Below are 14,032 nucleotides of genomic sequence, written 5' to 3'. Positions count from 1 at the left end.
CGTGAAGGCATTGCCCCTGGCCGGCGTGATCCGGCAGGACACCACGCGAGAGCCCGTAGACGTGCTCGCCTGGCTGCGGCTGGCCAACGCACCCGGCGTCGGCCCGGTGGCCGCGCGGCGCCTGTTGGCGGCGTTCGGGCTGCCACAGCAGGTGCTCGCGCAGAGCGTGGCGGCGCTGTCGTCGGTGGTGCCGGCCAGGCTGGCGCGCGCCGTGCTGGCTGCCCCCGGCGCCGCGGTGTCGGCGTTGGCCGAAAGAACGCTGCGATGGCTCGACACGCCAGGCAACCATCTCGTCACGCTCGCTGATGACGCTTATCCCCGGCGCCTGTTCGACCTGGCCGATCCGCCACCGCTGCTATATATCCAGGGTGACCCCGCCATGCTGGCCCGCCCCGCAGTGGCCATCGTCGGCGCGCGCTCGGCCACGGCCCAGGGCACGCGCGACGCGCTCACGTTTGGTCGTGCCTTGTCCGAGTCGGGACTGACGGTGGTGTCGGGCCTGGCGCTGGGTATCGACGCGGCGGCCCACGCGGGCGGCCTGCGCGGCCGCGGCGGCACCGTGGCGGTGACCGGCACCGGGGCAGACCGCGTCTATCCCGCGGAGAACCTGTCATTGGCACGTGAAGTGGCGCAGCGTGGCGCCATCGTCACCGAGTTTCCCCTCGGCATGCGCGGGCTGGCGGCCAATTTCCCGCGCCGCAACCGCATCATCGCAGCGCTTGCGCGCGGCGTGCTGGTGGTCGAGGCGGCAGCGCGCTCGGGTTCGCTGATCACGGCGCGGCTGGCGGCGGAGCTCGGACGCGAGGTGTTCGCGATCCCGGGCTCGATCCATGCACCGCTGTCGCGGGGCTGCCACCTGCTGATCGGCCAGGGGGCGAAGCTGGTGGAATCGGTAGAGGACGTGCTCGACGAACTTGGCGTTCCCGCCCCGTCCCAGGCCGCCGCGGCCCCGGACCACGATGTCGCCGGCAAGGTCCGGCTTTCAGAACCGGCTGATACCCTGTTGCCGGCACTCGGCTACGATCCGGTTACGCTGGACGCGCTGTGCGAGCGCAGCGGCCAGCCTCCGGAGACAGTCGCGGCGCGCCTGCTCGAGCTGGAACTGGCCGGCGTGGCCGAACGTCTACCGGGAAACCTGTTCCGGCGCCTGGACTGAACCAGGCGTGTTGCCGCAGCAAGGGGGCATGGCCCCCGATACCGATACAATCGCCGGCGTCCGCATGCCGCGGGCGCCTCATGATTCCGATGCCATGACCGTTTATTTTCCCGAGCGTGACGCCGCAGCCATTGCCGAGTGCCTGGCCGCGCGGCCACAGGGCCGCCTGGTGGCATGCCTGTGCGCGCAGTGGTGTGGCACCTGCCGGGACTACCTGAAGGCGCTGACGGCGCTGGCGGGACGCCATCCGCAGGACTGTTTCGTCTGGATCGATATCGAGACCCATGCCGACGCGCTCGGCGATATCGACATCGAGAACTTCCCGACGCTGCTGGTACAGCCGGCGTCGGGCGGCGCGCCGCAGTTTTATGGCACGCTGCTGCCACATGTCGAGGTGCTGGAACGCATACTGACGCGCGGTGGCGCGATGCCGGCAAGCGCCGAAGATGTGCCGCAGGTGCTGGACTGGTTACTTGCCGGGGGTCGAGACGCCGCCTAGGCGGCGCTGGCGATGACGACGGGGCTTGCTTGCACCGCCGTTGAAACCGCGCTTATTATTGGCGCCTCAAAGCCTCCCGGCGTTCTGATTACTACGTTTGCAGTGCAATAGCGGGTTGCCGGAAGCGGCTCGCAAGGACCCTTTCCCATGTCAAAAGCCCTCATCATCGCGGAAAAGCCGTCGGTCGCGGCGGATATCGCCCGTGCCCTCGGGGGGTTTACCAAGCACGACGAGTATTTCGAGAGCGACGACTACGTGCTGTCTTCGGCAGTCGGCCACCTGGTCGAGATTGCCGCCCCGGACGAATACGAGGTCAAGCGCGGCAAATGGAGTTTTGCCAACCTGCCGGTGATCCCGCCGCATTTTGACCTGCGGCCGATCGCCAAGACCGAGTCGCGCCTGAAGGTGCTGAACCGCCTGATCAAGCGCAAGGACGTGACCGGGCTGATCAACGCCTGCGACGCGGGGCGCGAGGGGGAACTGATCTTCCGCCTGATCGCGCAGCAGGCCAAGGCCAAGCAGCCGATCCGCCGCCTGTGGCTGCAGTCGATGACGCCGCAGGCAATCCGCGACGGCTTTGCCAGCCTGCGCGAGGACGAGGACATGCTGCCGCTGGCCGACGCCGCGCGCTGCCGCTCCGAGGCCGACTGGCTGGTCGGCATCAACGGCACGCGCGCGATGACCGCCTTCAACAGCAAGGGCGGCGGCTTTTTCCTGACCACCGTGGGCCGCGTGCAGACGCCGACGCTGTCGATCGTGGTCGAGCGCGAAGAGAAGATCAAGCACTTCGTCCCGCGCGACTACTGGGAAGTGCGCGCCGAGTTCATCGCTGCCGCGGGCCTGTACGAAGGCCGCTGGTTCGATCCCAAGTTCAAGAAGAGCGAATTCGATCCCGAGGCGCGCGAGTCGCGCCTGTGGAGCGAGGCCGAGGCCAAGAGCATTGTTGCCGCCTGCCGCGACAAGCCGGGCACCGTCACCGAGGAATCCAAGCCGTCGACGCAGCAATCGCCGGCACTGTTCGACCTGACCACGCTGCAGCGCGAGGCCAACTCGCGCTTCGGCTTTTCGGCCAAGAACACGCTGGGCCTGGCGCAGGCGCTGTATGAGAAGCACAAGGTCCTGACCTACCCGCGTACCGATGCGCGCGCGCTGCCCGAGGACTACATGGAAACGGTCAAGCAGACCATGACCATGCTCTCCGACAGCTCGCCCAACTACCTGCCGCACGCGAAGAAGATCCTGTCGCAGGGCTGGGTCAAGCCGAACAAGAAGATCTTCGACAACAGCAAGATCAGCGACCACTTCGCTATCATCCCGACGCTGCAGGCGCCCAAGAACCTGTCGGAGCCGGAGCAGAAGCTGTATGACCTGGTGGTGCGCCGCTTCCTGGCGGTGTTCTTCCCGGCAGCCGAGTTCCAGGTCACAACCCGCATCACGGAAGTTGCCGGCCACCACTTCAAGACCGAGGGCAAGGTGCTGGTCAACCCGGGCTGGCTGGTGATCTATGGCCGCGAGGCGCAAGGCGACAAGGACGCCGCCAACCTGGTGCCGGTGGCCAAGGACGAGAAGGTCAAGACCGACAAGGTCGAGAGCGTCGGCCTGACCACCAAGCCGCCCGCGCGCTACAACGAAGCCACGCTGCTGTCCGCCATGGAAGGCGCCGGCAAGCTGGTGGACGACGACGCGCTGCGCGAAGCCATGGCCGGCAAGGGCCTGGGTACCCCGGCCACGCGCGCGGCCATCATCGAAGGCCTGCTGACCGAGAAATACCTGGTGCGCGAAGGCCGCGAACTGATCCCGACCGCCAAGGCGTTCCAGTTGATGACGCTGTTGCGCGGCCTGGGCGTGCAGGAACTGACGCAGGCCGAACTGACCGGCGAGTGGGAGCACAAGCTCTCGCAGATCGAGCGCGGGCGCCTGAAACGCGACGAGTTCATGCTCGAGATCGCGCAGATGACGCAGCAGATCGTCAAGCGCGCCAAGGAATACGACAGCGACACCATCCCGGGCGACTACGCCACGCTGGACACGCCCTGCCCACAGTGCGGCGGGCAGGTCAAGGAAAACTACCGCCGCTTTGCCTGTACCGCGTGCGAGTTCTCGATCAGCAAGATCCCGGGCGGGCGCCAGTTCGAGATCGAAGAGGTCGAGGAGCTGCTGCTGAAGAAGGAAATCGGTCCGCTGCAGGGCTTCCGCAGCAAGATGGGCCGCCCGTTCGCCGCCATCCTCAAGCTGGGCAAGGACGACGAAGGCCATTTCAAGATGGAATTCGACTTCGGCCAGAACGACGACGAGGGCGACGGCGAGCCGGTCGACTTCAGCGGCCAGGAGCCGGTCGGCACCTGCCCCAAGTGCGGCGGCGCGGTGTTCGAGCACGGCATGAAGTACGTCTGCGAGAACAGCGTGGCCAGCCCCAGGAGCTGCGACTTCACCACCGGCAAGATCATCCTGCAGCAGGAGATCAGCCGCGAGCAGGTCGGCAAGCTGCTGAACGAGGGCCGCACCGACCTGCTGACCGGCTTCAAGTCGTCGCGCACGGGCCGCAACTTCAAGGCTTTCCTGGTGAGGCAGGCGGACGGCAAGATCGGCTTCGAGTTCGAGGCCCGCGAGCCCAAGGCTGGCGCCAAGACCGCGGCCAAGACGGCTTCGCGCGACGTGGCCAAGGCCGACGATGTGGAAGCGGCGCCGGCTCCGGCCAAGAAGGCGGCGGCCAAAGCCCCGGCGGCCAAGACCACGGCCACCAAGACGACTGCAAAGAAGGCTGCTGCCGCCAAGACCACCGCCACCAAGACCGCGGCCAAGAAGGCGCCTGCCAAGAGCGCCGCGCGGAAGACCGCGGTCGAAGCCGGCGAGTAAGTCGGTCGAAAAGCTGGCGGGCACCGCCCGCAACGACAAAGGGGGCCTGCAATGGGCCCCCTTCTGACTGGTGCTCGGTCCTGCGAGCCCGGGAGGTCGCTACTGGCTTACGCTTTGCGCGGCATGCCGCGGCCCGACGCCTTCCGCCTTGCCCTTGACCTGCCCTTCCTCGAGCAGGAAATCGATAAAGGCGCGCACCTTGGTGGGCAGGAATTTCCGGCTCGGGTAGACCACGCTGACGTCGCGCCGCGGCAACTGGTATTGCGGCAGCACGTGGACCAGCTTGCCGGATTCGATATTTGGCCGCGCGAGGTAGGAAGACAGCATGGCGACGCCCATATTGGCCAGCGCCGCCTGGTGCGCCAGTTCGGCGTTGCTGCACAGCAGCCCCGGGCGGATCGGCACTGTCACCTCCCCCTCCGGGCCCAGCAGGGTCCACTCGTGTTCGGCGTTGGGCAGCCGCATGGCGATGCAGCGGTGATGGCTGAGCTCGTGCGCATGGCGCAGCGGTGCATGCGCGGCCACATAACCGGGCGAGGCGCACAGGATCACCTCGGCCGATATCAGCGGGCGCGCCACCAGATGCGAACCCAGGCCCAGGTCTGACAGCATCACGGCCACGTCGCGCCCTTCTTCGACGATATCGACATTGCGGTCCGACAGCAGCACGTCGAACACCACTTCGGGATACTGCTGCTGGAAGCGCGCCAGCAGGGCCGGCAGCAGGTGCAGGCCGAACATCACCGGCGTCACCAGCCGCAGCGTGCCCGACAGCGACTGGCTGCGCGCGGCGACCACGCTTTCGGCCTCTTCCACGTCTTCGAGGATCTGCTGGCAGCGCTGCAGGTAGGTTTCGCCGGCGTCGGTCAGCGACAGGCTGCGGGTAGTGCGGTTCAGCAGCCGGGTGCCCAGGTGGCTTTCCAGGTCGGCAACATAGCGGGTGACCACGGCGTTGGACATTTCCAGCTGTTGCGCTGCACGCGCGAAGCTTCCCAGTTCCACCACCTTGGAAAACACACGCATCGATTGCAGGCGGTCCATGACATAGTCTCCCGTTTCTGCGCTGAATCCTTACGCGTTCAGGCTGCTTTATTGTTGGAATCAGAACTAATCATTGTGGATCCTGATATTTATTGATATGAGGGAAATGCCTAATATCTAGCCATCGGATGCCGCATTGCAGCAATCCTCTTTCGCCGAAGTGCTGGCGGAGGCATCCAAGCTATACAGAAAGCCTGAATCATGAAAAACCGCTCCGCCCTGATCGCTGTCGCCACTATCGCCGCCGCCCTGTTCGCCGCGCCGGCCTTTGCCAAGAACGGCAAATTCGACGTGTTCACCGATGGCGCCAAGGTGGCCAAGTTCGACGTCTACACGAACGGCGCCAGGAACGGCAAGTTCGACGCCTTCACCGACGGCGCCCGCGTCGGCAAGTTCGACGCCTTTGCCGACGGCGCCCGGTACGAAACCGGTACCGATCGCGCGCCGCTGTAAGCGACCCGTCCCTCCGGGGCCGCTACCGCAACAAGGCTCCTGCAAGCGCGATCCGGGGCCGCTCCTCCCAGAGCGGCCCCTTCTGTTTTGCCTGGTCTCCAACCAGCTTGGGGAGAGCGTCAAACGCCCTCTCCCACTTTATTGGAGAAGAAGCCCGCAACCGGCACGTCCGGCTGCGGGCTTCTTTGTTTCGGCGAGCGGCAGGTGGAGTGCCGTACCGAAATCGATTATGCCAGCCGGCGCAAAAAAAACGGGCCTTGCGGCCCGCTTTTGCTTCACCACGGATGATCAGTCGTCGTAGTGATGGTGATGCCTGTGCTTCTTGCGCTTGTAGTGGCTCTTGTAATGACGATGGTCATCGGCATACGAGTTGCTGCGCGAGATGTTGCCGCCCAGCGCTGCGCCGGCACCACCGCCCAGGCCCGCGCCGATCAGGCCGCCGGTACGGCCGCCCATGGCGTTGCCCGCCGCGGTACCTGCGCCACCGCCCAGCGCGCCGCCGATGATGGCGCCCGTGCGCTCGCGGCGGTTGGACGTCACGGCGCCACCTGCGCCGCCACCCACCGCACCACCGATCACTGCGCCGGTGCTGCCGCCGAGCGCGCCGCCCACTGCGGCACCGGCGACGCCGCCGAGCGCGCCGCCCAGGGCGTTGTTCATGTCGCCCGCGAAGGCCGGCAGCGCACTGGCCGCCAGGGCGAGGGCAATGGTCAGATTGCGAACGGAATGGCGAGTCATATGTCTTGTCCTTTGAATTGCCATGATGTGTCGCAAGTGTAGAGAAGGAGCCCCACCCTTGCTGTAACGACCTGTAAAGCCTGTAAGCCCCTGCAGAAACGGCGTAACCGGGGCAATAAAAGCGCGGGGAAAATACAACACCTAACAAAAAGACAGGCGATCATGTGATCGCCTGTCTGCTTTGTCTGCACACCCGGGACGGGTGTCCGGGTGTCCCTTACTGCGTCCCTAACAGCATTTGCCTTGCCCGCCACCGTACCGCGCTTCCTGACGCTCGCGGAAGAACTCTTCGTAGCTCATCGGCGCGCGGTCCGGGTGGACCGTTTCCATATGGGCCACATAGTTCTGGTAGTCGGGCAATCCGACCATCAGCCGCAGCGACTGCCCGAGGTAACGCCCCATCGTACCCAGTTGTTCCAGCATGGCGGGCTCCTTGTCAGGTAAGGGGATCAGGACTGGGCCGACGCCGCGCCCGGCAGCGGCTCGAACGGCGTTTCCTTGTCGGTCGGTCGGGTCGCGGCGCGGGCCTGCAGTGCGGTCTTGAAGCCGTAGAACACGATCGACAGCACCACCACCATGAACAGGGCGCACAGGCCGGCGTCCAGGTAATCGTTAAAGACGATACGGTGCATCTGCTCCATCGACTTGGCCGGGGCCAGCACCTTGCCTTCGGCAATGGCGGCGCTGAACTTGGCGGCATGGGTCAGGAAGCTGACCTTCGGGTCGGCGTGGAACAGCTTCTGCCAGCCGGCGGTCAGCGTGCAGATCAGCAGCCAGATGGTCGGCAGCAGGGTGACCCAGGCGTACTGGCCGCGCTTCATCTTGACCAGCACGCAGGTGCCCAGTACCAGCGCCACCGCGGCCAGCATCTGGTTGGAGATGCCGAACAACGGCCACAGCGTGTTGATGCCGCCGAGCGGATCGACCACGCCCTGGTACAGGAAGTAGCCCCAGGCCGCCACGCACAACCCGGTGGCGATCAGGTTGGCCGGCAGCGAGTCGGTCTTGCGCATCGACGGGATGAAGCTGCCCAGCAGGTCCTGCAGCATGAAGCGGCCGGCACGGGTGCCCGCGTCGACGGCGGTCAGGATGAACAGTGCCTCGAACAGGATGGCGAAGTGGTACCAGAACGCCATCATGGCCTGGCCGCCAACCACCTGGTGCAGGATGTGCGCGATGCCCACGGCCAGCGTCGGCGCGCCGCCGGCGCGCGAGATAATGGTGTTCTCGCCGACGTCCTTGGCGGTCTGCACCAGCACGTCAGGGGTGATCACGAAGCCCCAGGTCGAGACCGCCTGCGCCACCGCTTCCGGCGTGGTGCCGATCACGGCAGCCGGGCTGTTCATGGCGAAGTACACGCCCGGCTCGATCACCGCGGCGGCCACCAGCGCCATGATGGCGACGAAGGACTCGGCCAGCATCGCGCCGTAGCCGATAAAGCGCGCATGGGTCTCGTTCTCCAGCAGCTTGGGCGTCGTGCCCGACGAGATCAGCGCATGGAAGCCCGACACCGCGCCGCAGGCGATGGTGATGAACAGGAACGGGAACAGGTTGCCCGACCACACCGGACCGCCGCCTTCGGCGAACTGCGTGAAGGCCGGCATCTTCAGTTCCGGCGCCACGATCACGATGCCCACCGCCAGCGCGATGATGGTGCCGATCTTCAGGAAGGTCGACAGGTAGTCGCGCGGGGCCAGCAGCAGCCACACCGGCAGCACGGCGGCGATGAAGCCGTAGATGATCAGCATCCACGTCAGCGCCTTGCCGTCGTAGGTGAACAGCGGCGCCAGCGTCGCGCTTTCATGCACGTACTGGCCGCCCATGATCGCCATCATCAGCAGCACGAAGCCGATCACCGACACTTCGCCGATGCGGCCCGGGCGGATGTAGCGCGTATAGATGCCCATGAAAATGGCGATGGGAATGGTCACCGCCACGGTAAAGGTGCCCCACGGCGAGTCGGCCAGCGCCTTCACCACGATCAGCGCCAGCACCGCCAGGATGATGATCATGATCATGAAGCAGCCGAACAGCGCGATCAGGCCCGGCACCGTGCCCATTTCGGACTTGACGAGGTCGCCCAGCGAGCGGCCGTCGCGGCGCGTGGAGATGAACAGCACCATGAAGTCCTGCACCGCGCCGGCGAACACCACGCCGGCCAGCAGCCACAGCATGCCCGGCATGTAACCCATCTGCGCGGCCAGCACGGGGCCCACCAGCGGGCCGGCGCCGGCGATCGCGGCAAAATGGTGGCCGAACAGCACCGCCTTGTTGGTCGGCACGTAGTCCAGGCCGTCGTTGTGGCGCCAGGCCGGCGTCATGCGTTTCGGGTCAAGCTGCATCACCTTGTCGGCGATAAAGCGGCTGTAGTAGCGATAGGCGATCAGGTAGATGCAGAGCGCGGCAACCACGATCCACAGCGCGCTGACGGCTTCGCCGCGCGCCAGCGCGACGGTGCCGAAGGCGAACGCGCCGAGCACGGCGACGGCCAGCCACACCAGGTGTTCTCCGATGCGATTCATAGTGAAGGTCTCCTCAGACCGGTATTTGGAAAGCCTGCGGCGGCGAAGGACTGGCAACTGGCAACGGGCCGGGTCGGCGGCGGGCGCGCCGGGGCGGGCAGCTGGGGCAATCCGGCGGTGAGGGTGTCTCCTGGGATCTGGCTGCTGCTCGCCCGGTTCGTGTCGTTTCCGGATCTCGCATTGCAGGCAGGCGGTGCACCATCCGGGTAGGCCGGTGCACCAGCTGCGTGGACGCGCGCGCCTTGTTGGGGCGGCTTGCGCATCCGGCGTGTAGTATTGACACCCGCCAAACCCCGCACAAGCGCGTAACTACGCAGCACTTCTGCGTAGTACTACGCAAATCGACGGTGGCATGCCGCCTGCGCGGCATCGGTGTTTACCCCCGGTCCTGTATGAAACTCCGCCAGAAGATCCTGTTGCTCGCGGTGGCGCCCCTGGCGGTGGCCATGCTGGGCATCGCGCTTGCCGTGCGCAACCAGGCGACCCAGCTCGCGCAGCATGAGCGCGCGCTGGTCGAAGCCGCCTACCTGCAAAGCAAAGAGACAGAGCTGCGCCACTACGTAGAGCTGGCGCAGAGCGCGATCGCGCCGATGGTGCGGTCCGGCCGCGCCGACCTGGCCACGCGGCAGGCGGCGATGGAGGCACTGGCCCGCCTCGACTACGGGCCCGACGGCTACTTCTTCCTTTACGACATGCAGGGCCGCAACCTGATGCACCCGCGCCAGCCCGAACTGGTCGGCAAGGACCTGTGGGCCCTGCGCGATACGCAGGGCACGCTGCCGATCCAGAAACTGATCACCGCAGCAAAGAACGGCGGCGGCGCGGTGCGCTACCAGTGGCAGAAGCCATCGTCGCAGCAGCTTGCCCCCAAGCTTGGCTACGTGGTGGCGGTGCCGGAGTGGGGCTGGATGCTCGGCACCGGCATCTACCTGGATGACGTCGAGCGCACGCTGCGCCAGCTCGATGCGCGCGCCGAGACCGACATCCGCGAGACCATGGCGTGGATCGGCGTGATCGCGGCGGTCAGCATCCTGCTGGTCGCCGCCAGCGGCCTGGCGCTCAATATCAGCGAGCACCGCGAGGCCGATGCCAAGCTGCGCCAGCTGGCGCAGCGCGTGGTGCAGTCGCAGGAAGAGGAGCGCGCGCGGCTGTCGCGTGAATTGCACGATGGCATCAGCCAGCTGCTGGTGTCGGCCAAGCTGGTGCTGGAGACCGCCACCAACCGGCTGCGGCTGGCCCCGACCGAAGGCGCCGCGGTGGCGCCGGTGCTGGGCATGGCGCTGAACCGGCTTGACACCGTCTTCAATGAGGTGCGGCGCGTGGCGCGCAACCTGCGCCCGGCGCTGCTGGATGACCTGGGTCTCTTTGCCGCGCTCCAGCACCTGGCGCGCGAGATGCAAGGCGGCAGCCGGTTCCAGATTTCCGTGATGCAATCAGGCACCCCGCGCGAGTTGCCCGACGAACAGGCCACAGCGCTGTTCCGAATCGCCCAGGAGGCGCTGACCAACGTGGAACGCCATGCGAACGCCCGGAACGTCAGCGTGTCCCTTGCGTTCGATGCCGATGCCACGCGGCTGACCGTGCGCGACGACGGCAGCGGCTTCGATGTGGCCCGCATGCAGGTCGATCCGCAGCGCGGGATCGGGCTGCGCAATCTGGGCGAGCGTATTGCTGCGCTGTGTGGGCAGTTCAGCATTGTTTCCGGCATCGGCGGTACGGAGCTGGTGGCGTCCTTGCCGCTGGCCAAGGCAGCGCCTCGCGTTGCCGCCGTTCCACATGATCCTGTTTCCGCCGGACCTTCCCAGTCATGAATATTTCGTTTGAACCCAACCATGCCAAGGCGCCGGCGCGCGTTTTGCTGATCGACGACCATGCCCTGGTGCGCGACGGGATGCGGATGCATCTGGCGTTGCAGCCGGGGCTGCGGGTCGTGGGGGAAGCCGACGATGGCGAGGCCGCGCTTGCCTGGCTCGGGCGTGCCGGTGAGGTTGATATGCCTGATCTGGTGATCACCGATATCGGCATGCGCGGCATGGGAGGGATTGCGCTGGCGGCGGCGCTGCATGACCGGTATCCGGAACTGGCGGTGTTGATCGTGTCGATGCACGACAACCTGGAATATGTGCGGCAGGCGGTTCGAGCTGGGGCGCGGGGTTATGTGCTGAAGGACGCGCCGGCAGATGAGCTGATGGCGGCGATCCAGTCGGTGCTGGCCGGGCGCGTGTTCTACAGCGCCCGCATCGCGCGCGGCATGGCAGAGCAGAGCCCGGGGCCGCTGGATGCGCTGACCCGGCGTGAACGCGACATCCTGGGATGCATCGGGCGCGGGATGGCCAACAAAGAGATTGCCGTGCAGCTGGGGGTATCGGTGCGCACGGTGGAGACGCACCGGCTCAACCTGAAGCGCAAGCTGGGGATCGAGGGGCGCGCGGGGTTGGTGAAGTATGCGGTGGAGACGCTGGGGAATAGCGAGGCCGGGTGACGGGGCCCCCCCAAGACACCGAAAAGGAGAGTGGTTCTGGGGTGCTCCCTAGCCCCCGAGTTCGCCCTGGCAAGGTGTTTGCCCCCTCCCCTCCTGGGGAGAGGGGAGCAAACCAGCAGTGGCTTAGCCCTCCAGCCGCTTGCCCAGCGCCATGCGCGTTTCCGCCAGCGCCTGCGGCAGACGGTGATTCAGCTGTGTGAACAGCGCATCGTGCAGCGCCAGTTCCGCCTGCCAGGCATCGCGGTCGATCGAGGTCACCTGTTCGAACTGCGCGGGCGAAAACTCCACGCCGTTCCAGTTCAGATCTTCATACCGCGGCGTCGTGCCGAACACGTGCTCGCCGCCCTGCCCCTTGCCTTCGACGCGGTCAATCATCCACGACAGCACCCGCATGTTCTCGCCAAAGCCCGGCCACACGAAGTTGCCATCGGCATCCTTGCGGAACCAGTTCACGCAGTAGATCTTCGGCAGCCTGGCACCCGAGGCCTCCAGCTTCTTGCCCAGCTCCAGCCAGTGGCCAAAGTAATCGCTCATGTTGTAGCCACAGAATGGCAGCATCGCAAACGGGTCACGACGCACCACACCCTGCTGGCCCGCGGCCGCGGCAGTGGTTTCCGAACCCATGGTGGCAGCCATGTACACGCCTTCGGTCCAGTTGCGCGCCTCGGTCACCAGCGGCACCGTGGTCGAACGGCGGCCGCCAAAGATGAACGCATCAATGGGTACGCCCGCCGGGTTGTCCCAGTTCTCGTCGATCGACGGGCACTGAGAGGCCGGTGCCGTGAAGCGGGCGTTCGGGTGCGCGGCCTTGGCGCCGGTGGCCTTGGCGATCTCAGGGGTCCAGTCCTTGCCCTGCCAGTCGACCAGGTGCGCCGGCGCTTCCTTGGTCATGCCTTCCCACCACACGTCGCCGTCGTCGGTCAGCGCCACGTTGGTGAAGATGACGTTTTCCTTCAGCGTCGCCATCGCGTTGTAATTGGTCTTTTCGCTGGTGCCCGGGGCCACGCCGAAGTAGCCGGCTTCCGGGTTGATCGCGTACAGGCGGCCATCCTTGCCCGGCTTGATCCAGGCGATGTCGTCGCCGATCGTGGTGACCTTCCAGCCCTCAAAGGTCTTGGGCGGGATCAGCATCGCGAAGTTGGTCTTGCCGCAGGCCGACGGGAACGCGGCGGCCACGTGGTACTGCTTGCCTTCGGGCGAGGTCACGCCCAGGATCAGCATGTGCTCGGCCAGCCAGCCTTCGTCGCGGCCCATGGTCGACGCGATACGCAGCGCGAAGCACTTCTTGCCCAGCAGCGCGTTGCCGCCGTAGCCGGAGCCGAACGACCAGATCTCGCGCGTTTCCGGGAAATGGACGATGTACTTGGTCGGGTTGCACGGCCACGGCACGTCCTTCTCGCCGGCGGCGAGCGGCTTGCCGACGGTGTGCACGCACGGCACGAACTCGCCGTCGTTGCCCAGCACGTCATACACGGCACGGCCCATGCGCGTCATGATGCGCATGTTGACCGCCACGTACGGCGAATCCGACAGTTCCACGCCGATATGCGCGATCGGCGAGCCCAGCGGGCCCATCGAGAACGGCACCACGTAGAGCGTGCGGCCGCGCATGCAGCCGTCGAACAGGCCGTTCAGCGTCTGGCGCATCTCGGCCGGGGCGGTCCAGTTGTTGGTGGGGCCGGCATCTTCCTGCTTGCCGGAGCAGATAAAGGTGCGGTCCTCGACGCGGGCCACGTCCGACGGGTCCGACAGCGCCAGGAAGGAGTTCTTGCGCTTGGCCGGGTTCAGCCGCTTCATCGTGCCGGCGGCGACCATCTGCTCGCACAGGCGGTCATATTCTTCCTGCGAACCGTCGCACCAGTAGATATTGTCGGGCTTGGTCAACGCGGCGATTTCGGCGACCCAGGCAACCAGCTTGGGGTGCTTGACCCAGGCCGGAGCATTCACTGGCGCCATGCCTTGCATCGTGGGGTGGTTCATACTGCAACTCCAGGTTTGTAAAGGGAAGGAAGGGAAGGAAACCTTGCAAAGCCTGGCCGGCGGGGGCGGTTTTTCCGCTGCTCGCGCGGTGGACGGAATCGCGGATCGCGGCATGGGGGTCGTCATGTCCCGATCGTCACATCCCGTTACAACTCCGCGGCGGCCCGTGTTGTGCAAAAGGTCGCGGCGGTCCCTGCGGCTGCGCTAAAGTTGCGCTTCGCCCGCGCAGGGGTAGCTGCGCGCGCCGGGCGGGCTTTGTCCGGCGGCGTCCGCGTGTCGGGAGAAAGGCTCGACCGACAATCCGC

At 66.3% G+C, this 14,032-nt stretch carries 11 protein-coding genes; 6 read left to right on the top strand and 5 right to left on the bottom strand.

From position 1 onward, the window contains the following. The first annotated feature begins 1 nt into the window (after nucleotide 1). The 3 genes from dprA (at nucleotide 2) to J8I34_RS07600 (ending at nucleotide 4,511) form a co-directional block, all read left to right on the top strand. The gene (dprA, locus tag J8I34_RS07610) at nucleotides 2–1,156 is read left to right on the top strand and encodes a DNA-processing protein DprA (protein WP_051320416.1); all 1,155 of its coding nucleotides are present in this window, start codon (nucleotides 2–4) and stop codon (nucleotides 1,154–1,156) included. A 94-nt stretch (nucleotides 1,157–1,250) separates the two neighbouring features. Further along, nucleotides 1,251–1,655 (top strand): thioredoxin family protein, encoded by a 405-nt coding sequence (locus J8I34_RS07605; RefSeq protein ID WP_209805749.1) that lies wholly within the window; start codon nucleotides 1,251–1,253, stop codon nucleotides 1,653–1,655. A 147-nt stretch (nucleotides 1,656–1,802) separates the two neighbouring features. Further along, a complete protein-coding gene (locus J8I34_RS07600) occupies nucleotides 1,803–4,511 on the top strand; it encodes a DNA topoisomerase III (RefSeq protein WP_209773824.1) in 2,709 nt (902 codons plus the stop codon). Nucleotides 4,512–4,610: 99 nt separating this feature from the next. Here J8I34_RS07600 and J8I34_RS07595 read toward each other — a convergent pair whose 3' ends face one another. Beyond that, the gene (locus J8I34_RS07595; protein WP_209805748.1) at nucleotides 4,611–5,552 is read right to left on the bottom strand and encodes a LysR family transcriptional regulator; all 942 of its coding nucleotides are present in this window, start codon (nucleotides 5,550–5,552) and stop codon (nucleotides 4,611–4,613) included. A gap of 201 nt (nucleotides 5,553–5,753) precedes the next feature. Between J8I34_RS07595 and J8I34_RS07590 the strand changes: the two genes are divergently transcribed. Then, on the top strand, nucleotides 5,754–6,005 hold the full coding sequence (locus tag J8I34_RS07590; protein WP_245175829.1) for a hypothetical protein: 252 nt from the start codon (nucleotides 5,754–5,756) through the stop codon (nucleotides 6,003–6,005). Between the two features lie 288 nt (nucleotides 6,006–6,293). On the opposite strand, the gene J8I34_RS07585 is transcribed toward J8I34_RS07590, so the two are convergent. The 3 genes from J8I34_RS07585 to J8I34_RS07575 form a co-directional block, all read right to left on the bottom strand. Then, the gene (locus J8I34_RS07585) at nucleotides 6,294–6,743 is read right to left on the bottom strand and encodes a hypothetical protein (RefSeq protein WP_029046465.1); all 450 of its coding nucleotides are present in this window, start codon (nucleotides 6,741–6,743) and stop codon (nucleotides 6,294–6,296) included. 228 nt (nucleotides 6,744–6,971) lie between these two features. After that, nucleotides 6,972–7,166 (bottom strand): YbdD/YjiX family protein, encoded by a 195-nt coding sequence (locus tag J8I34_RS07580; RefSeq protein WP_029046464.1) that lies wholly within the window; start codon nucleotides 7,164–7,166, stop codon nucleotides 6,972–6,974. 26 nt (nucleotides 7,167–7,192) lie between these two features. Next, nucleotides 7,193–9,265, bottom strand: a complete 2,073-nt coding sequence (locus J8I34_RS07575; protein ID WP_029046463.1) for a carbon starvation CstA family protein — start codon at nucleotides 9,263–9,265, stop codon at nucleotides 7,193–7,195. A gap of 392 nt (nucleotides 9,266–9,657) precedes the next feature. Between J8I34_RS07575 and J8I34_RS07570 the strand changes: the two genes are divergently transcribed. After that, the gene (locus J8I34_RS07570; protein ID WP_209773832.1) at nucleotides 9,658–11,076 is read left to right on the top strand and encodes a cache domain-containing protein; all 1,419 of its coding nucleotides are present in this window, start codon (nucleotides 9,658–9,660) and stop codon (nucleotides 11,074–11,076) included. After that, nucleotides 11,073–11,747, top strand: a complete 675-nt coding sequence (locus tag J8I34_RS07565; protein WP_156914341.1) for a response regulator — start codon at nucleotides 11,073–11,075, stop codon at nucleotides 11,745–11,747. The genes J8I34_RS07570 and J8I34_RS07565 overlap by 4 nt, the downstream gene beginning before the upstream one ends. Before the next feature lie 123 nt (nucleotides 11,748–11,870). On the opposite strand, the gene J8I34_RS07560 is transcribed toward J8I34_RS07565, so the two are convergent. Then, the gene (locus J8I34_RS07560) at nucleotides 11,871–13,727 is read right to left on the bottom strand and encodes a phosphoenolpyruvate carboxykinase (GTP) (RefSeq protein ID WP_209805747.1); all 1,857 of its coding nucleotides are present in this window, start codon (nucleotides 13,725–13,727) and stop codon (nucleotides 11,871–11,873) included. Nucleotides 13,728–14,032 lie beyond the last annotated feature (305 nt).

This window comes from Cupriavidus phytohabitans, assembly GCF_017815025.1.
In the GTDB taxonomy this organism is placed as follows: Bacteria; Pseudomonadota; Gammaproteobacteria; order Burkholderiales; family Burkholderiaceae; genus Cupriavidus.
Note: the sequence above shows the minus strand (reverse complement) of the source record. Positions and strands in the feature narration are given on the sequence as shown.